Source organism: Galbibacter kalidii (assembly GCF_026241135.1).
In the GTDB taxonomy this organism is placed as follows: Bacteria; Bacteroidota; Bacteroidia; order Flavobacteriales; family Flavobacteriaceae; genus Galbibacter.
Map to the genome: position 1 here is coordinate 17,291 of NZ_JAPFGA010000009.1, position 19,474 is coordinate 36,764.

19 protein-coding genes are annotated in these 19,474 nt (G+C 38.7%); 12 read left to right on the forward strand and 7 right to left on the reverse strand.

What is annotated here, in order from left to right; translation table 11 throughout:
* Nucleotides 1–77: 77 nt before the first annotated feature.
* Genes OOZ15_RS10500 through creD form a run of 3 tightly spaced genes read left to right on the forward strand, consistent with a single transcriptional unit; the run spans nucleotide 78 to nucleotide 2,481 of the window.
* Nucleotides 78–788: a DoxX family protein gene (locus OOZ15_RS10500; protein WP_265956362.1), complete on the forward strand. Its 711-nt coding sequence runs from the start codon at nucleotides 78–80 to the stop codon at nucleotides 786–788.
* On the forward strand, nucleotides 785–1,108 hold the full coding sequence (locus tag OOZ15_RS10505) for a hypothetical protein (protein ID WP_265956363.1): 324 nt from the start codon (nucleotides 785–787) through the stop codon (nucleotides 1,106–1,108). The genes OOZ15_RS10500 and OOZ15_RS10505 overlap by 4 nt, the downstream gene beginning before the upstream one ends.
* A gap of 23 nt (nucleotides 1,109–1,131) precedes the next feature.
* The gene (gene creD, locus OOZ15_RS10510; RefSeq protein WP_265956364.1) at nucleotides 1,132–2,481 is read left to right on the forward strand and encodes a cell envelope integrity protein CreD; all 1,350 of its coding nucleotides are present in this window, start codon (nucleotides 1,132–1,134) and stop codon (nucleotides 2,479–2,481) included.
* 86 nt (nucleotides 2,482–2,567) lie between these two features.
* Here creD and OOZ15_RS10515 read toward each other — a convergent pair whose 3' ends face one another.
* Together OOZ15_RS10515 and OOZ15_RS10520 are read right to left on the reverse strand one after the other, a co-directional pair.
* Nucleotides 2,568–3,755, reverse strand: a complete 1,188-nt coding sequence (locus OOZ15_RS10515; protein ID WP_265956365.1) for a pyridoxal phosphate-dependent aminotransferase — start codon at nucleotides 3,753–3,755, stop codon at nucleotides 2,568–2,570.
* A gap of 17 nt (nucleotides 3,756–3,772) precedes the next feature.
* Nucleotides 3,773–4,879 carry a fatty acid desaturase family protein gene (locus OOZ15_RS10520; protein WP_265956366.1) on the reverse strand — a complete coding sequence of 369 codons (1,107 nt, stop codon included), beginning with the start codon at nucleotides 4,877–4,879 and terminating at the stop codon, nucleotides 3,773–3,775.
* Between the two features lie 157 nt (nucleotides 4,880–5,036).
* On the opposite strand from OOZ15_RS10520, the gene rsmG reads away from it, so the two are divergent.
* Nucleotides 5,037–5,678, forward strand: coding sequence for a 16S rRNA (guanine(527)-N(7))-methyltransferase RsmG (gene rsmG, locus OOZ15_RS10525; RefSeq protein ID WP_265956367.1), 642 nt, complete (start codon nucleotides 5,037–5,039; stop codon nucleotides 5,676–5,678).
* Here the strand turns inward: rsmG and OOZ15_RS10530 are convergent, their stop codons facing one another.
* The 4 genes from OOZ15_RS10530 to OOZ15_RS10545 form a co-directional block, all read right to left on the reverse strand.
* Entirely contained in the window at nucleotides 5,679–5,939 is a 261-nt protein-coding gene (locus OOZ15_RS10530; protein ID WP_265956368.1) for a hypothetical protein, read from the reverse strand. It abuts the gene before it with no gap.
* A 313-nt stretch (nucleotides 5,940–6,252) separates the two neighbouring features.
* Nucleotides 6,253–7,878, reverse strand: a complete 1,626-nt coding sequence (pruA, locus tag OOZ15_RS10535; protein ID WP_265956369.1) for an L-glutamate gamma-semialdehyde dehydrogenase — start codon at nucleotides 7,876–7,878, stop codon at nucleotides 6,253–6,255.
* A gap of 89 nt (nucleotides 7,879–7,967) precedes the next feature.
* Nucleotides 7,968–8,354, reverse strand: coding sequence for a Co2+/Mg2+ efflux protein ApaG (gene apaG, locus OOZ15_RS10540; RefSeq protein ID WP_265956370.1), 387 nt, complete (start codon nucleotides 8,352–8,354; stop codon nucleotides 7,968–7,970).
* A 235-nt stretch (nucleotides 8,355–8,589) separates the two neighbouring features.
* Nucleotides 8,590–9,846: a type IX secretion system plug protein gene (locus OOZ15_RS10545; RefSeq protein ID WP_265956371.1), complete on the reverse strand. Its 1,257-nt coding sequence runs from the start codon at nucleotides 9,844–9,846 to the stop codon at nucleotides 8,590–8,592.
* Nucleotides 9,847–10,006: 160 nt separating this feature from the next.
* On the opposite strand from OOZ15_RS10545, the gene OOZ15_RS10550 reads away from it, so the two are divergent.
* Genes OOZ15_RS10550 through nqrF form a run of 6 tightly spaced genes read left to right on the forward strand, consistent with a single transcriptional unit; the run spans nucleotide 10,007 to nucleotide 15,934 of the window.
* Complete coding sequence (locus OOZ15_RS10550) at nucleotides 10,007–11,350, forward strand: Na(+)-translocating NADH-quinone reductase subunit A (RefSeq protein ID WP_265956372.1); 1,344 nt, start codon at nucleotides 10,007–10,009, stop codon at nucleotides 11,348–11,350.
* Between the two features lie 11 nt (nucleotides 11,351–11,361).
* The gene (locus tag OOZ15_RS10555) at nucleotides 11,362–12,519 is read left to right on the forward strand and encodes an NADH:ubiquinone reductase (Na(+)-transporting) subunit B (protein WP_265956373.1); all 1,158 of its coding nucleotides are present in this window, start codon (nucleotides 11,362–11,364) and stop codon (nucleotides 12,517–12,519) included.
* 2 nt (nucleotides 12,520–12,521) lie between these two features.
* Nucleotides 12,522–13,247: a Na(+)-translocating NADH-quinone reductase subunit C gene (locus OOZ15_RS10560; RefSeq protein ID WP_265956374.1), complete on the forward strand. Its 726-nt coding sequence runs from the start codon at nucleotides 12,522–12,524 to the stop codon at nucleotides 13,245–13,247.
* A 7-nt stretch (nucleotides 13,248–13,254) separates the two neighbouring features.
* Nucleotides 13,255–13,977 carry an NADH:ubiquinone reductase (Na(+)-transporting) subunit D gene (locus tag OOZ15_RS10565; RefSeq protein WP_265956375.1) on the forward strand — a complete coding sequence of 241 codons (723 nt, stop codon included), beginning with the start codon at nucleotides 13,255–13,257 and terminating at the stop codon, nucleotides 13,975–13,977.
* Nucleotides 13,978–14,004: 27 nt separating this feature from the next.
* On the forward strand, nucleotides 14,005–14,619 hold the full coding sequence (gene nqrE / locus OOZ15_RS10570; RefSeq protein WP_265956376.1) for an NADH:ubiquinone reductase (Na(+)-transporting) subunit E: 615 nt from the start codon (nucleotides 14,005–14,007) through the stop codon (nucleotides 14,617–14,619).
* Nucleotides 14,620–14,641: 22 nt separating this feature from the next.
* Nucleotides 14,642–15,934, forward strand: coding sequence for an NADH:ubiquinone reductase (Na(+)-transporting) subunit F (nqrF, locus tag OOZ15_RS10575; protein WP_265956377.1), 1,293 nt, complete (start codon nucleotides 14,642–14,644; stop codon nucleotides 15,932–15,934).
* Nucleotides 15,935–16,044: 110 nt separating this feature from the next.
* Here nqrF and OOZ15_RS10580 read toward each other — a convergent pair whose 3' ends face one another.
* A complete protein-coding gene (locus OOZ15_RS10580) occupies nucleotides 16,045–17,874 on the reverse strand; it encodes a vWA domain-containing protein (protein ID WP_265956378.1) in 1,830 nt (609 codons plus the stop codon).
* 210 nt (nucleotides 17,875–18,084) lie between these two features.
* Here OOZ15_RS10580 and OOZ15_RS10585 point away from each other — a divergent pair, with 210 nt between their 5' ends.
* A complete protein-coding gene (locus OOZ15_RS10585) occupies nucleotides 18,085–18,444 on the forward strand; it encodes a DUF8840 domain-containing protein (protein WP_265956379.1) in 360 nt (119 codons plus the stop codon).
* Nucleotides 18,445–18,460: 16 nt separating this feature from the next.
* Nucleotides 18,461–19,468 (forward strand): FAD:protein FMN transferase, encoded by a 1,008-nt coding sequence (locus OOZ15_RS10590; protein ID WP_265956380.1) that lies wholly within the window; start codon nucleotides 18,461–18,463, stop codon nucleotides 19,466–19,468.
* Nucleotides 19,469–19,474 lie beyond the last annotated feature (6 nt).

The window sequence follows — 19,474 nt, forward strand, 5'->3', positions numbered from 1 at the left end:
TAAATTAAGGAAACAAACCCAAGAATAGGTATGACATTACTCAATATCCTTAGTTGTAAGCAATTTGAGAAACTGAAATGGGAATAGGAACAAAACTTGACAAATTACATTTTAGAGCCAGAAAAAATAAATGGCTCGGATATTTTGTGATATTTTGTCGAATAGCACTCGCAGCAGGTTTTGTTCCTTCAGGAATGCAGAAAGTTCTTGGCGAAAGATTTACAGTTTTAGCCGTGAACCATCCAATGGGAAATTTTTTGGAAGCGTTTTACCACACAGGTTATTACTACACCTTTGTTGGAGTAATGCAAGTGTTGGCAGCAATTCTGTTACTTATCCCAAGGACTGTAACGATTGGAGCATTTATCTATCTTCCAATAATTCTAAACATTTGCATTTTATCACTTGCAGTAAGATTTGATGGTTCTCAAATTACTTCACCCTTAATGGTATGTGCAGTTTTGTATCTGTTGTGTTGGGACTATCATAAATTCAGGAATATATTTCCTTTCAATCATTCCGATTCTAAATCTGTACTACCTCAAAAAAATGAATTGATCAAAAATTTTCCATTTAAGTTTTTTACAGGAGTTTTTGTTGTTATAACCTTAGTAGTGTTTCATACCAGGATATTTTACACAATAATGCCAAGAAATACGCTTAATGACTGCCGGAAACAATGTAATGAGGAGAACGATATAGATTGTTATAATTTTTGCAATTGTATCCATAACGAAGGCAAATCACTCGAAAAATGTTTAGAAGAATTCACGAAAAGTAAATTATGAAAACAGAAATCAAACAAGATTCAAAAAGAACCAAGGGTTTGTTGAACACCCTCGGCTGGTTATTCGGGATGTACATTTTTGCACACGGAGTGCTGAATATACTGGTTGGAAACGACCGTGATTTTGGCATCGGACTTCTTTTGTTATCATTCATTTACTTTCCGCCGGTAAATGCATTTATTAAAAGAAAACTGGGTTTTTTAATCCCTAACATCGCAAAAATCATTATTGGACTCCTTGTCATATGGGTGACCCTGGCTGTTGGTGCCTATGCCGAAGGCTACATGTCCGACCTTATTGAAACGATAAATAATTTTTAACTCCACCTTAATTTTTTTAACTCATGGAAACAAATACAAATAAATTTATACATTGGATCAAGACATCCATTACTGCAAGGATGATAATGGTAGGATTTTTAACCTTGGTGTTACTCATTCCACTTGCACTTATTGAAGAACTTATCCGCGAACGTGCAACACGTCAGCAGGAAGTGGTCACCGAAATCAACGAAAAGTGGGGCAGCGAAGTCCTTTTTTATGGTCCAATTCTGAAAGTACCTTATAAAACCTTTTCAGAAAAGGTCGTGATGGATCAAAAGACCAAGAAGACCTACACAGAAAGCATAGAAGAGATTGAATATGCCTATTTCTTTCCGGAATCACTTAATGTTAAATCCAATATAGATCCGGAAGAAAAAAAACGTGGTATATACACCACGGCGGTCTATCAAAGTAATATTACTGCTGAAGGAAAATTTATCCAACCAAACTTCAAGGAGGTAGAGGTGGAGTCTGAGGACGTGTTATGGGATAAAGCTAAAATGGTAGTGCAACTCTCTAACGTAAAGGGTGTGAATCAGATCAACTTAAAACTGGGTGATAAGGAACACACCTTGACCTCAAAGTATGACAACACAACCAAACAAGGTTTGTACACTTTGGAAACGGGAAATCTTAATATTGAGGATTTAAATAAAAATATTGCATTAAACTATCAACTTGCGCTGGATGTAAAGGGAAGTGAACAAATTCGTTTTGTTCCCATCGGAAAAACTACTGAGGCGTATGTAACCTCCAACTGGAAAACAGCCAACTTTTTCGGTGAGTTTTTGCCATACAACGAAGACAAAATCTCTGATGATGGTTTTGATGCCAAATGGAAAATATTGGACATTAACCGCCCGTTTTCACAACAACACTTTAGCTATTTACCCGATTTAAGGGAATTTTCTTTTGGCGTTAATTTTATGATTCCGGTAGATGAATATCAAAAAAGTGAGCGTTCGGCCAAATACGGATTCTTGGTCATTGGTCTTACATTTTTAGTGTTTTTCCTTATACAGTCGCTTAGCAAAATCAACATACATCCTTTTCAGTATTTAATGATTGGTTTGGCACTCACGATGTTTTATACCTTGTTGGTTTCCATTTCAGAGCACAGTAATTTTTTAAGGGCTTATTTGATAGCAGGGGTTTCGGTAGTTGTTTTAATAAGTCTGTATTCCAAATCCATACTGAAAAACATAAAGTTCCCGATTTTCATAGGGGTTTCCTTAACGGCACTTTACACTTTTATTTATGTGATTATACAATTGGAAAATTATGCCTTGTTGGTTGGCAGCATCGGGTTGTTCATCATTTTGGCAATCGTGATGTATGTCTCGAGGAAAATCGATTGGAATAACGGATAAGGATATCGTTTTTTGAGTGATATGTAAAAAATAGGCTGCCTTCATTTTTGGGCAGCCTATTATATTTCTTATATTGAAATGACTTTTTACGAAAGCACTTCTTTGATTCTTCTAATCGCTTCCCTGAGCTCAGACTCGGAAGCCGCATAAGAAATCCTGATACAATTCGGATCTCCGAACGCTTCACCGGTAACGGTGGCAACATTGGCTTCTTCGAGCAGGAATAATGAAAAATCAGAGGCATTCTCTATCTTTTTCCCTCCTATGGTCTTACCAAAAAAGCTTGAAATATCCGGGAATACATAAAAGGCTCCTTCAGGAACATTCAGCTGAAAACCGTCGATTTCACCTAAAAGTTTTAAAACGAGATCCCTTCTTTGGTGAAATTTATCGATCATGTATTGTATTTTGCTCACCTGTGCATCTAATGCCGTAATGGTAGCGCGTTGAGCAATACAATTGGCACCGCTGGTTATTTGTCCTTGTATCTTGTTGCAAGCCCTGGCGATCCATTCCGGTGCACCAATGTACCCGATTCTCCATCCGGTCATGGCAAATGCTTTTGAAACTCCGTTTACGGTAACCGTTCTGTCGTACATCCCATCAATAGAACCGATACTTACATGTCCGCCTCTAAAGTTGATGTGTTCGTATATTTCATCAGAAACAACAACAATTTGCGGATGTTTCTTTAAAACTTCTGCTATTGCTTCTAACTCTTTCTGGTTGTATACCGATCCACTTGGGTTACAAGGAGAACTGTACCACAACATTTTGGTTTTGGGTGTGATGGCTGCTTCCAACTGCTCGGCAGTCATTTTAAAATCGGTTTCTATGGAAGTTCGAACTTCTACAGGAACACCTTCAGCAAGTTTAACGATCTCCGAATAGCTCACCCAATAAGGAGCAGGTAAAATCACCTCGTCTCCGGGGTTTAAAACAGCCAGTGCAACATTGGCCAAGGATTGTTTGGCTCCTGTAGACACCACAATTTGGCTCGGAGTATAGGATAATTGATTGTCTCTTTTAAATTTGTTGATGATAGCCTCTTTAAGATCCGCATAGCCATCTACCGGAGAATAACTGTTGTAGTTTTGGTCGATAGCTTTTTTGGCTGCATCCTTTATAAAATCCGGAGTGTTAAAGTCGGGTTCACCCAGACTCAATCCGATAATATCTTTTCCTTCGGCTCTTAATTCTCTCGCTTTTGCTGCCATTGCTAAGGTGGCAGAGGTAGCCATGTTTAAAACTCTTTCAGATAGTTGTTTTGCCATATAATGATAATAATTGTTTAGTTGTAAACATATTCAGGTTTTTTCCCGAGTGATTTTAAATGTCTGAAATGCGAAATTATAGCTTTTCTTGTAGTTTTATACTCGTAATATGGCAAATTAAACTCCTTTGCTGTTTCTCTAACAATTTTAGCAATTTTTGTGTAATGTACATGGCTGATGTTGGGGAACATATGATGTTCAACCTGATGATTCAATCCTCCGGTAAACCAATTTACAATCTTGTTTTTTGTTGAAAAATTGGTTGTGGTGAACAATTGGTGAATTGCCCATGTGTTTTTTATGGTACCGGTCTCGTCGGGAAGAACCGTAGCTGTATCTTCAACGATATGAGCTAACTGGAAGACAATACTAAGTATAAGTCCGGCGGTGTAATGCATTACGAAGAAGCCTATCAATACTTTCCACCAAGCAATGTCGATGAAGAGCATCGGAACCAAGACCCATATGGTTAGATAGATAACTTTAGTAATGATAAGTACACTCCATTCTTTAGCAGGATTGGGGAATTTTCCATACGAAAGCTTTCTTTTCATATAAGATCTCATTTGTTTGAAATCGGTCGTAATAGCCCAATTAAGCGTGAGTAATCCGTAGAGAAAAACCGAATAGTAATGTTGGAACTTGTGAAAACGCCTCCATTTTGAGTGTTTGCTGAACCGGATGATCCTTCCTGCATCCAAATCTTCATCATGTCCGGGAATGTTGGTGTAGGTGTGGTGCAAAACGTTGTGTTGCACTTTCCAGTTGTATACATTTCCCGCTAGGATATAAATACTGGCTCCCATGACCTTGTTGATCCAACTTTTGGATGAATACGAACCGTGGTTTCCGTCGTGCATTACATTCATGCCGACACCCGCCATTCCAACGCCAATAACAATGGTGAGCAATAACTGTATCCACTGGTTCATATTTATGGTTAGAATTAAAATATAAGGGGCCACAAAGATGGAAAACATCACGGCTGTTTTAAGGTAAAGTTTCCAGTTCCCCGTCTTTTTTATGTTGTTCTCTTTGAAATAGTTATTTACCCTCGAATTCAGGGTTTTGAAAAATTTTGTTGGATCTTTTCTAGAGAACCGAATTGTTTTGTTTCTTTTCATAATATAGTTAATGCATTTATCTCTTCTCTTCCAAAACCTATGGAATGTGCAAGAGACCTAAGTTTACAAAAATAGACATATTTAAAGGGTTTAACGATTTAAAAAGTATAAAAGTGCCAAATCAAATGACTATTTTTGCTTAAAATTTTCATAAAGGATGTCCGTAGCAAGTATTCAAAGGTATTTTCCCTCTATAACTGAAAGTCAATTAGTTCAGTTTTCTCAATTGGAAGTGCTGTATAAAGATTGGAATAGTAAAATAAATGTCATCAGTAGGAAAGATATAGATGAATTGTACTTACGGCACGTCTTACATTCTTTGGGAGTTGCCAAGGTACAAGCTTTTAAAGAAGGAGCTTCTATCCTCGATGTAGGGACCGGAGGTGGTTTTCCGGGAATACCTCTGGCTATTTTATTTCCTGAGGTTGATTTTTATCTGATAGACGCCATCGGAAAGAAAATAAAGGTAGTTAATGAAGTAGCCTCCGCACTAAATTTAAAGAACGTAAAAGCCGAACAGATCCGAGCCGAAAAGGTAAAACAGGAGTTCGATTTTATCGTGAGCAGGGCCGTGACCAATATGCCCGATTTTGTAAAATGGGTAAAAGGAAAAGTAAAAAAACAATCGGTTCACGAACTCAAAAACGGGATTTTGTATCTAAAAGGGGGTGATCTTTCAGAGGAGTTGGCGGTTTATAAAACAGTTCAACTGTTTGAACTCTCCGATTATTTTGAAGAAGACTTCTTCGAGACTAAAAAGGTGGTGCATTTACCGTTGAAATACAGTGGTAAAAAATAGTTATATCCTTAACATAGATTTATGGGTGTATCTCCAGCTGTTTATAAAATGTTGGACATACTGCATTTTCCGGGCAATAAAACCGGGTCTTGGTTTTTTCTGAAGCCTGGCTTCAAAATCTTTTATCTTCTTCATTAATGTCGCTTTACTTTTAGCAATAAATACCCTTTCTATTTCAGTCTTCTCTTGTTTTGTCCCTTCAGAAGTGTCTAAAATAGAGTATTTAACACTTAAAATACAACGTTTTTCTTCATTTTTCATCGCTCATTAGATTTTAGGGTTACATACAAATATAACGAAAAATTTACACTAATGTTACAATTACATAACATTAAATTAACATTAAAAGCATTAAGTTATTGATAATCAATAATATAAATAAAATAAAAAAGCTGCCTGAAAAATGTTCAGACAGCCTTATTTATCTAAAAATTAACTACTTAATCTTATAAATTCCCCGAATGCTTGTCTATCGGTAGACAGGCTTGCATCGGGGTATCCTATTCACCTCTTCCGCCTTAGGCAGATCAGAACTGCTATTTTTGACAGTTCTGGGTAAGGTAAAATAATTTTTTTATCCTAAAAACGGATACCTGTAATCTGTTGGTGAAACAAAGGTTTCTTTAACCAGCCTTGGTGATACCCAACGTAATAGGTTTTGTGCAGAACCTGCTTTGTCGTTGGTTCCGGAGTTTCTTGCTCCGCCAAATGGTTGCTGACCCACAACGGCACCAGTCGGTTTGTCGTTGATGTAGAAGTTTCCGGCGCAGTTTTGCAGTGCAGTGGTAGCTTCTTCAATGGTATATCGGTCTGCTGAAAATACAGCTCCGGTCAATCCATATTCAGAAGTGTTATCAACCAACTGAAGTGCTTCACTCCATTTATCATCTTCATAAATATAAACAGTAACAACAGGTCCGAAAAGTTCTGTTGTCATGGTTTTATACTGCGGATCTGTGGTAACGATCACCGTTGGGTGAACAAAATAGCCTTTGGATTTGTCGTATTTACCACCGATAACTATTTCAGCTTCCTTATCAGCTTTGGCTTGATCAATATAGCTTGCTAGTTTGTCAAATGAGCCTTCGTGAATTACGGCCGTAATAAAATTCTCCATGTTGTTTGGAGGACCGATCTTAAACGAGTTTAGATCTTCCTTGACAAAGTCCAGGATTTCATTAGCAATGGATTTTGGTAAATAAACCCTAGAAGCAGCGCTACATTTTTGCCCTTGAAACTCAAAAGCCCCTCTAGTAATAGCTGTAGCTACTTGTTTTGGGTTTGACGAAGGATGAGCGATGATAAAATCTTTTCCACCTGTTTCCCCTACAATCCTCGGATATGTTTTATAGCTATCGATGTTGTCTCCTATCTTTTTCCATATGCCTTTGAATACTTTGGTCGATCCGGTGAAGTGAATACCGGCAAAATCAGGACTGGCCAACACCGTATCGGTAATCATCACTGGGTCGCCATAAACAACATTGATCACCCCGTCCGGCAGTCCGGCTTCTTTGAAAATATCGATGATTACTTTTGCAGAATAAATCTGACTGTCACTGGGTTTCCAAAGCACCACATTACCCATCATAGCTGCACTGGATGGCAGGTTTCCGGCAATTGCAGTAAAATTGAAAGGGGTGATAGCGTACACAAAACCTTCCAAAGGTCTGTATTCCACACGATTCCATATGCCCTCAGAAGACTCTGGTTGGTCGTCGTATATTTGGGACATGTATTCTACGTTAAACCGCAAGAAATCAATGAGCTCACAAGCGGAATCAATTTCTGCCTGATGGATGTTCTTTGATTGTGCTATCATGGTGGCAGCATTTATTTTATCCCGGTAAGGACCGGCGATGAGGTCTGCTGCTTTCAAAAAGACAGCTGCACGTTGTTCCCAACGCAAGGCTGCCCATTTTTTCCTGGCTTCCAAATTATTGGAAATAGCTTTTTCTACATGCTCTTTCTCAGCCAAATGATAATGTCCCACAATATGCTTGTGGTCATGTGGTGGCGACAAGGGTTTGGTATTGCCGGTGGCAACTTCTTCGCTTCCAATATAAAGCGGTATATCAACTTTACTGTTGAAATATTCATCATACTGTTTCAGTACAGTATCTCTCTCCGGAGATCCAGGCGCATACGACTTCACGGGTTCGTTAATAGCCGTCGGAACATGAAAAAAGCCTTTTCCCATATTATTAAGTTTTAAATATTACAAATATTACTTCAAAGGTAATAAATGTAACAGGGTTTAAAAAGCGAAATTGGGTAAAAAGAAATGCTTTAGTTTAAAGCAAATGGTGCATGTAATTTAAAAGTAGGGATAATAACCCTGAAACGCCTTGTTGAGGTGAAGTTTACCATGTTGTAGTGCCCTCTCATGGCTCCGATAGGGGAAGTGAGCAAACAACCTGAGCTGTAGGTGTGTGATTCACCGGGCTTGATAACCGGTTTTTTGCCGATAACACCATCGCCATCAACAATTTCAACCTGGTTTAAAGCGTCGAATATCTGCCAATGTCTTGAAGTAAGCTGAACAGAATCCTTACTTTGATTTTCAATAGTGATTCTGTAACCAAAAGCAAAATGCGTTTTGTAGTTCTTGAAGAAAGTACCTTCAAAACTGGTTTTAACGGAGATTTTTATGCCTTTGGTAATTTGTGTAATCATAATAAAATAAGTGGTGTCACCTAATTCAATGGTAATGAATGCATAATGCTGCTGCTAAAATAAAAAATTTTATGTTCAAATCTACAAAAATTAACAATAGTTTTTGAAGTGTCCTTTGCTTGCAAATGCTTTATACTGAAAGGATAGGCGTTTTTTAAGTTGAATAGTCTATTAAAATGATGTGTTTTGTGGAAAATGAAAAGAAAAGCACTTTTTAAAAAAGAGACAGTATTTGTTAGTTTGAAATATTGATAGAAGAGGTGCTTCCTACGCCAATAACACTGTCGTATACATTTCCGAATTCCCTGTAATAAACAAGAACGGTATAGTTGTTTTCAGTTTGCCAATGACTTCCGCTTACAAAATTGTAGTCCACTTTTCCGTCGTCGCTCACTTTCACAAATTTATAGTTGTAAAACCCTTGTTTTAACAGGATGGCGGCATTCAGTGTTTTTGTTTCAGGATTGAATTTAAGCAGGTTTTCATCTGTAAATCGATAGTTATTAAACTTGCCATACACATAAATTTTATCAAGACCGATGGTATTATTGTATGGAAGACTAAAACGGACAAAGGAATAATCGGCTTCGCGATGGTCGTTTTGGTTGGCGCCATCTACCGTGCGGATATAAAAATCGCCATTGATATCGGGATTGTAGGTGTAGGGTTTGTCGCTTCTTATTTCATTGGTGAATAAATAATGGTTGTATCTATTGGTTAGGTTGACGCGGGCGATGCTGTTGTTGGAAACACGGATTTCTTTGGTGTCGAACCAAAAATATTCGTTCCCTCCTTCAAAAGAAGTTTCCTTGTCATATTTATATAGGAGTTGATTTCCCGAAATAAATTGTGGTTTTATACCATTAATAACATGATTGAAATTACCGTTTTGGATAATGGATGTCTTTACTTCTTGCTGAGGGTTTATCAGATCAAAATCGGCAGTGCTAATCACAAATTGAATGCGTTGCATTTTATCGATTGCATTTAAATCTCTAGACCGTTTTACAGTCACACCTACATTGACTGCGTTTTTGTACACCACAAATCGTTTGGAAAAAACAATGTCCCCGGCATTGTCTGTTACGTTCAGGATGTAATTTCCCGTAATGCGAAGCTGTGTTTGTTTGTTGGGCAACCTTAATTGATAATTGGTATAAGGCTGAATGGTCGCCAATGAATTGTCGTAATTAGTGATTCGTTGTCCGTCTATTCCTTTCAAATATTGTGATTTTAGCAATTTGGAAGGTGTCCAGTCAAAATTGCAGTGCTCTATGGTGTAGTAGTAATCTTTTTCATCGGCATAAAGGTCGTCAAAAGAAAGGAAAACAGATTCTCCTAATGTGATAATGGGAAATTGATCCCCTTCGGAACTCGATCTGAAAACAATAGACTTGATATTTTCAGGTGGAGCAACCTCTTGTTTACTTTGACCAAATGTGAGTCCGTTTACGAACAATAAAAAAGCGAAAACCTTGTAGTGGAAATTCATCAAGTGTTAAAAATTTTTGGCTAAAGATAAGCAAAATCCGTGCCTGATGAACAAGAGGGTCTAAAGCATGGAAAAATATAGGTTTTTATTATGGGAACATTGTTTTAATTATTAAATTTGCACGAATTTTTGAGTTAACTAATTTCATTAGATAGATAGCATGTCAAACGACATTAAGATTAGAAAAGGCTTAAATATTAAGCTGAAAGGCGAAGCTGAAAAAATAATTTCTGATGCGCCAAGATCTAAAAACTTCGCTATTAAGCCCACCGATTTTCATGGTGTTATACCAAAGATGGTTGTCAAGGAAGGCGAATCTGTTAAAGCCGGAGATACTATTTTTTATTCCAAGTACAGTGACAAGGTGAAGTTTGTTTCTCCTGTAAGCGGTACATTGAAGGAAATAAAAAGAGGTGCCAAACGAAGAATTTTAGAAGTTATTATTGAAGCCGATTCAACCGATACTTACAAAGATTTTGGGGCAAAGGATGTTGAAGGGATGTCTGCCGAAGCAATCAAGGAGCATATGCTGGGAAGCGGATGTTGGTCTTTTGTGAAGCAAAGGCCTTACGATATCATTGCAAATCCGGATGATACTCCAAAAGCAATCTTTATTTCAGGAATGGCAACTGCACCTTTGGCTGCAGATATAGAATTCCTCTTGGAGAAAAGAAAAGAAGACTTTCAGTTGGGTGTCGATGTAATTTCAAAATTGACTGAAGGAAAGACTCATCTTTCCGTAGATAAAAGGTCTGCATCTTTTTTAACCGATACAAAAGGAGTAGAGCTTCACAAAGTTTCAGGGCCGCATCCGGCAGGAAACGTAGGAGTTCAGATTCACCATATCGATCCTGTTAATGCAGGTGAACGTGTTTGGGTGATCAATCCGGAAGATGTTGCGATTATTGGATCGCTTTTTAAAACCGGGAAATTTGATGCCACACGTGTTGTAGCCGTAGTAGGAACAGAGGCGCCCAAAGCACAATATTTCAGGTTGAAGCTTGGAACCGATGTAAAAGATGTTATCGGAGAAGTATCCACAGATGTTCGTATTATCAGTGGCGATGTGCTTACCGGAGATAATATAGGTCATGATGGTTTTCTAGGTTTTTATCACAATACCATTTCATTGATTCCTGAAGGGAATACATATAGAATGCTTGGATGGTTGCCTTTTAAAGACAATAATATCCCGAGTATGTCCAAAACATCATTGTCTTGGTTATTCCCCGATAAAAAATACAAGGTCGATACCAACTTGAACGGTGAGGAGAGAGCCTTGGTTGTTACAGGCGAAATGGAGAAAGTGATGCCAATGGATATATACCCTATGCAACTTCTAAAAGAGTGTATGGTGCAAAACATAGAAAAAATGGAAAACTTGGGGATTTACGAAGTAGCTCCCGAAGATTTTGCGTTGGTAGACTATGTGAATACCTCAAAAGTGGAAGCGCAAGCAATCGTAAGAGAGGCATTGGATATAATGATTAAAGAAGTTGGTTAAAAAAATAAGATATGAGCTCTTTAAGAAAAAAAATAGATCAACTAAAGAAACCTTTTAATAAAGGGGAAAAGTTGGAGAAATTTGCTCCTGCATTCAACGCATTTGATACTTTTTTGTTTGTTCCTAACCATACAACCAAAAAAGGAGCGCACATTCGCGATGCGGTAGATTTAAAAAGGACCATGATCACTGTGGTGATCGCTTTGTTACCGGCTTTGATTTATGGTATTTACAACGCAGGTTATCAGCATTTATCCCAATTAGGGGAAGCGTTTACAACTATGGATGCTTTTGCACATGGTGCGTGGAAAGTGTTGCCAATGGTAGCTGTTTCCTATATCGTGGGATTGGGAGTAGAATTCATTTTTGCAATATACAGAGGACATGAAGTAAATGAAGGATTTCTGGTAACAGGATTGCTGATTCCGATGATTATGCCTGTTGATATCCCATTGTGGATGGTAGCTGTATCGGTTGCTTTTGCGGTACTTATCGGAAAAGAAGCCTTCGGTGGAACAGGAATGAACATTTTAAACCCGGCCTTGACAGCAAGGGCATTTGCGTTCTTTGCTTATCCAACATATATGTCGGGGAACAAAGTATGGGTTTCTGATGCTTCAACAGTAGATGCTGTTTCGGGTGAAACCATTTTAGGAACACTGGCAGCAGGTAAGGAAGTGGCTTATGATAGCTGGACGATGTTCTCCGGAGCTATTCCGGGATCTATTGCAGAAACTTCTACGTTATGGATATTAGTAGGAGCTGCAATTTTGATCTTGACAGGTGTAGGAAGCTGGAGAATTATGGCTGGTGGACTTATTGGAGGAGCTTTTATGGCCTTCTTGTTCAATTTATGGGGAGCAAACAGTTTGATGACTTTCCCTTGGATAGAACAACTGTTGGTGGGAGGTTTTGCATTCGGATTGGTATTTATGGCCACCGACCCAGTTTCTGCAGCACAGACCTTGAAAGGAAAATGGATCTACGGAATTTTGATAGGGATATTCAGTATTATGATTCGAGTATTTAACCCGGCTTATCCTGAAGGAGTGATGCTCGCTATTTTATTGATGAATGTTTTTGCTCCTACGATCGATCATTATGTGATCCAGGCAAATGTGAAAAGAAGAAAGAAACGTTTATCTGCCACAACGGCTAAATCAGTTTAATTATGAACAGAGATAGTAACGCATATACATTTATTTTCGCTGCCATTATGGTAGTTATTGTTGCAACGACCTTGGCCTTTGCAGCAACATCATTGAAGCCTAGGCAAGATGAGAATGTAAGAATTGAAAAAATGCAAAATATTCTGTCGACCATAGGGATTGAAGCTTCAAAAGAGGAAGCACAAGAAACCTATGAGAAGTATATCACAGAAGAACTTGCATTAGATAATAATGGTGAGATAGTGGTAGAAGGAGAAGAAGCCTTTAAGATAGACCTTGCCAAAGAAGTGAAAAAAGACGAAGAGCAACAACGGTTTCCGTTGTATGTCGCTGATATAGAAGGAAAAAAATATTATGTAATTCCGCTTCGCGGAGCTGGACTTTGGGATGCTATTTGGGGATATATCGCTTTGGAAAATGATGTGAGTACCGTTAAGGGTGCTGTTTTTGATCACAAAGGAGAGACTCCTGGGCTTGGTGCTGAAATTACACAAGCTTGGTTCCAAGAGCGATTTGAAAATGAAAAGATATATGATACTTCCGGAAACTTTGTGGGTGTAACCGTTCAGAAAGGATATTCCGGAGGTAATGATAAGGATGACAATGCCGTAGATGCCATTTCCGGAGCTACAATTACCGGTGACGGTGTAACGGCAATGATTAAAGATAGGTTGGAATATTACCTGTCATACCTTAAGGAACAAAATTCTAAAGTCGCTTTAAAATAAAAATATGATGGCTGATACTAAAAATAAAAAAGAGAAATCACCGGTAGTACTTTTTGTTGCTGAAGAAAAAGAACCGCTTTTCTCTAAGAAGAACAGAAAGTTATTATCAGATCCTTTAGACGATAACAATCCGATTACAGTTCAGGTGTTGGGGATTTGCTCGGCGCTGGCTATTACGGTGCAGCTCAAACCGTCCATCGTGATGGCTATTGCAGTAATTGTTGTTATGGCATGTAGTAACGTGATTGTGTCTTTATTAAGAAACTTGATACCCAATCGAATCAGGATTATCGTTCAGTTGGTGGTTGTAGCCTCCTTGGTAATTTTGGTGAATGAGGTATTAAAGGCTTTTGCCTATGATGTCAGTAAGGAACTGTCTGTCTTTGTAGGGCTTATCATTACCAACTGTATTGTGATGGGACGTCTGGAAGCCTTTGCTTTGGGTAACGGACCATGGAAATCGTTCTTGGACGGTATAGGGAATGCCGCCGGATATGGTTTGATACTTGTGATTGTGGCTTTTTTCCGTGAATTGCTCGGATCCGGAAAATTATTCGGTTTTGAAGTACTGGGACACAAAGGTGCAACGCTGGCAGAATCTACTGGATTGTACGCACTTGGATATGAAAACAACGGATTGATGCTGTTGTCGCCTGCCGCATTGTTGGTAGTAGGTGTGATTATTTGGGTACAACGTTCAAGAAACAGACAACTAATAGAAAAACATTAAGCATTACGCTTATCAAAATATATTAAGATGGACTACGTAAACCTTTTTGTTAAGAGTATTTTTATAGAGAACATGATCTTTGCTTATTTCCTAGGGATGTGTTCGTACCTTGCGGTTTCTAAAACCGTAAAAACTGCAGTGGGATTGGGAGCTGCTGTTATTTTTGTATTGAGTATAACGGTTCCTATCAACTTCTTGTTGGATAACTATTTGTTGAAACCGGGAGCTTTATCTTGGTTAGGGGAAGAATATGCCAGTATGGACTTGAGTTTCTTGAGTTTTATCATGTTTATTGCGGTGATCGCTTCCATGGTACAACTGGTTGAGATGATTGTAGAGCGATTTGCACCGGCACTTTATGGAGCACTTGGGATTTTCTTGCCACTTATCGCTGTAAACTGTGCGATATTAGGCGGCTCTTTGTTTATGCAGCAAAAAGATTTTGGTGATGTTTCTGAAGCGCTCACTTATGGATTAGGTTCCGGAGTAGGTTGGTTCTTGGCTATTTTGGCCATTGCTGCCATCAGGGAAAAAATTGCTTATTCAAATGTTCCCGCTCCATTGCGAGGCTTGGGAATTACGTTCATTATAACAGGACTTATGGCGCTTGGATTCATGAGTTTTATGGGTATTAAATTATAAATCTTATTATTAGTAAAAGCATATGGATTATTCAGTAATCGTAGCGAGTTTAGTTGTCTTTCTATCATTAATTCTTGTTTTGGTAGTCATACTTTTATTGGCTAAAGCTAAACTTTTGCCTTCCGGTCCTGTAACCTTAATGATTAACGGAGAAAAAGATGTAGAAGTTTCTTCAGGGGGAACCTTGCTTTCTACCTTGGGAAACAATAAAATATTCTTGCCATCAGCTTGTGGTGGTGGTGGAACCTGTATTCAGTGTAAATGTGTTGTCAAAGAAGGAGGTGGAGAAATTTTGCCTACGGAAGCACCACACTTTACCCGTAAAGAAGTAGCCGAAGGTTGGCGACTTGGATGTCAGGTGAAAGTAAAACAAGATATGGTGATCCAAGTACCTGAAGAGGTATTCGGGATCAAAAAATGGGAAGCTGAAGTGGTTCGTAACTGGAACGTGGCCTCTTTTATCAAAGAATTTGTAGTGCGTATCCCTGAAGATATGAATTATAAAGCGGGTGGATATATTCAGATTGAGATCCCACCTTGCGAGATCAAATATGAAGATTTCGATATTTCAGCTCACCCTGAAGAACACGATGATCCGAATAAATTCCAATTGGAATGGGATAAATTCAACTTGTGGCCGTTGGTAATGAAAAATAGTGAGACTGTAGAAAGAGCATACTCCATGGCTTCTTACCCTGCGGAAGGGAGGGATATTATGTTGAACGTTCGTGTTGCTACTCCACCATGGGATAGAAATAAAAACGGATGGATGGAAGTGAATCCAGGGATTGCTTCTTCCTATATTTTCTCAAGAAAACCAGGAGATAAGGTGGTTATTTCAGGACCTTATGGTGAGTTCTTTATCAACCACAGTGAAGCAGAAATGCTTTATGTAGGTGGTGGAGCAGGAATGGCACCGATGCGTTCGCACCTTTACCACTTGTTCAAAACCCTTAAAACGGGAAGAAAAGTGACTTATTGGTATGGTGGACGTTCTAAGCGTGAACTTTTCTATATGGAACACTTTAGGGAACTGGAACGCGATTTCCCTAACTTTAAGTTCTATATCGCACTTTCTGAACCTTTAGAAGAAGATAACTGGAAAGTGAAAGACGGACTTGATGGGGAAGGTGATGGTTTTGTTGGATTTGTTCATCAAGTGGTGATCGATAACTATCTGAACCACCACGAAGCTCCGGAAGACATAGAGTTCTATTTCTGTGGACCACCGTTGATGAACAAAGCCGTTGAAAAAATGTGTGACGACTTTGGTGTCCCACCGGAAAATGTTCGTTTCGACGACTTTGGAGGATAAGAACTAAATCAGTTTTTATAATATATTTAGACCTGTCAGGTTTCCAAAACCTGACAGGTCTTTTACTTTTATTATTCCCCTCCCTTGAGGGAGGGGTTAGGGCTGGGCTTCTATTTCGATGCTTCTTCTGAAGGACTATGACTATAACTTTCCATCAGCCGTACAAATTCTGCCCTGTAACCTTCATCATCCTTTCCCTTGTTTTTTTGAGTCAAGTTGATGATCTTTTTTTTTGTAGCATCGTTTAAATATTCAGAACCTCTTAAATACATACCCCACATGGCTACAGCTGCAGCAAAATTAAAATCAGAAGAGGTTATGTTTTGTTTGTCTTTTACTGCATGAACAATTTCTTTGCTTTTGTCGCCATTAGGTTTTTTATATCGGAACCGCACCGTGAGGAGTTCGTTATTAAACTGCTCCGAAGCTTGTGTTTTTGTGTATTTCAAAGAATCGATTTCCTTGAGGTATTTACTATCAATCCCGGTGGGAATAAGTTCGTAGAGCGCAGTAACTGTATGTCCGCTCCCTAATTCCCCGGCGTCTTTGGTATCGTCTTTAAAATCTTCATCGTTCAACAGGCGGTTTTCATAACCGATTAATCTATATGCCTGTATTTTTTCGGGATTGAATTCCACTTGGATCTTCACATCTTTGGCGATGGTATACAGCGTTCCACCAAATTCTGTTCCTAAAACACGTTGTGCTTCCTGCATGGTGTCGATATAGGCGTGATTTCCATTTCCTTTATCGGCCAGGGTTTCCAGTTTTGAATCTTTGTAATTTCCCATACCAAAACCTAAGCAAGTGAGAAATACACCACTTTTACGTTTCTCTTCGATCAGGTCTTCCATTTCGGAGTCGCTGGAGAGACCAACATTAAAATCGCCGTCTGTGGCCAGAATAACCCTGTTGTTTCCATTTTTTTTGAAATGCTCCTGAGCCGTTTCATAGGCAAGTTGCAATCCGGCACTTCCGGCAGTAGAACCACCGGCTTGTAAATTGCCTAAGGCTTCCAGAATCTTGTTCTTGTGTTTTCCTGAAGTTGGGGGCAACACCAAACCGGCTGCTCCGGCATAGACAACGATGGAAACTTTGTCTTTTGCGCGTAGTTGGTTGACCAGCAGTTTGAATGCTGATTTTAACAGCGGAAGCTTATTTTGGGCTCGCATCGAACCGGAAACATCGATCAAAAACACCAAATTGGATGCCGGAATATTGTCCAAAGGAACTTCTTTCCCCTGTAATCCTATTTTGATCAACTCATGTTTATCATTCCACGGAGTTTTGTTTAATGTGGTTGTTATGGAAAAAGGGTGCTCGTCTTTTGGCTGCGGATAATCATATTTGAAATAGTTGATCAGTTCTTCGATCTTAATAGCATCTTTGGGGATCTTTTCCCCGTTGTTGATCATTCTTCTCATATTACTATACGAGGCTTTATCAACATCGATGGAAAAGGTAGAAAGCGGTTTGTAATTCACTTGATGAAAACTGTTTTCATCAATTCCTGCATATGATTCTGTGTTCTTCGGAATGGGATAAGGATGATGGGGCGGTATAATCCCGGGATGCCGTTTTTGGGCATAACCGATAACCTCCTTGGATATCTGGACACCATTAGCCACAATGACTTCTTCTAGTGCGTTTGAATCGGGCTTTAAAGCCACATTGATGGTTTTGTCCGAAGCTTTTATTTTGACTTCCTTTGTCTTCATTCCGACAAAAGAAAAAACAAGGATATCCCCTGTTTGAGCCTTGATGCTGTAGAAACCGTCAAAATTGGTTGTAGTGGTAGTTTTTGTGTTTTTTAAAGCTATGTTAACTCCCGGAAGACCATTGCCATCTTCGGCACTGGTTACTTGTCCGCTAATGGTTCTTGTTTGAGCGTTTAAAGCGAAACTAAGGGTCGCTAATAGAAAAAAAATATGGATCTTCATAAGGTGGTGATTTATAGTTTTTTATAATGAAACAATTTTTATGCCAATCTTTGTGATGTATAATTACAGTTTATCTTTAAAATAGCAACGGTTGACCTTTTGTAGGTTATCTTCAGAAAGATTTATGTATTTTTGTGCCTTAAAATTGAACCAACTTCATTTATGGTTCAGCTTTCGAAAATGGATAGATCAACAGTACATTTAAAAACAATGTCACAAGAATTTACCGAACAAGAACTTCACAATATGGCCATGAATGTGGTAGGGGAAGACCTGGAGAAGAGAGGGTTTGAGTTTATGTCGGTGAACAGTCAGTTGAAAAAAGATCCGCAATTTGTATGCTTAAAAGACAAAAAACTGCATTTTGTTGTTGTAAAAGCAGTTTTATATCCTCAAAACCCCGAAACCTATAATGTTACCTATATGGAAACGGTCAAAGAACACGCTTTGAAATTTGAAGCCAGAACGTATTATGCAGGTGTGGGAATAGCCAATGCAAAAAATTATGAATCCCCGGTTGTAAAAGGAGAAAAATATATTGTCAATTATAATGGTATTATCGAAATTTAAAAAGTCCCTATTGTTATTGATCACAACTACAGTTTTATTGTCGGGTTGTGACTCAAAAGAAGATGTTAATTTCAAAGTAGAACAAGGTTATGCTTTGGGAACGACCTATAGTATTAAATATGAAGTCTCTGGGGATACCGTAAGCCTAAAAAAAGACATTGAAGCTGTTTTTGAGGTGGTTAATAAATCGATGTCCACCTATTTGCCAACCTCCGATATTTCAGCGATCAATCGTGGTGATTCTACCGTTGTTGTTGATGAATATTTCCGTGAAGTTTATTTAAAAGCGAAGGATGTTTGGCGAAAAACAGATGGGTTTTTCGATCCCACTGTAGGTGCATTGATTAACGCTTGGGGTTTTGGTCCGGAATCGGCTATCAAAGATATGGATGAAGAAGAAGTGGATAGCCTGCTTGAATTCACCGGATTCAATAAAGTGTTTATGTCTGATGATTACCGAATTATCAAGGAAAACAAGAATACGTTTATTGATTTTAACGCCTTGGCAAAAGGATACACCATCGACCTGATCGGGAGGATGTTTGATGAAAAAGGGGTTGAGAATTACTTGATCGAATTGGGCGGGGAGATCCTAACTAAAGGGAATAGCCCCAGGACAAATAAAGTGAAGAATTGGGTAGTGGCTATTGACAGTCCCTTGCAAGAAGAGAAAGAACAACGGGTGCTGATTGCTAAAATACAACTCAAAGACAAAGCGATGGCTACGAGTGGGAATTACCGTAAATTCAGGGTTGATGAAGAAACGGGAGAACACTATGTTCATATTATAAATCCACTTACCGGATATCCCCAAAAGAGTAATGTGTTAAGCGTGTCTGTTGTTGCTGATATTTGTATGGTGGCTGATGCTTATGCCACAGCTTTAATGGTAATGCCTCTTGATGCTGCCAAGAAACTATTGAAAAACACACCCGAGATAGAGGCTTATATCATCAGTGCCGACAAAGACGGGGATTTGATAGAATACCGTACCAAAGGCTTTCAGGAATTGTTGATTGATTAATGAGGT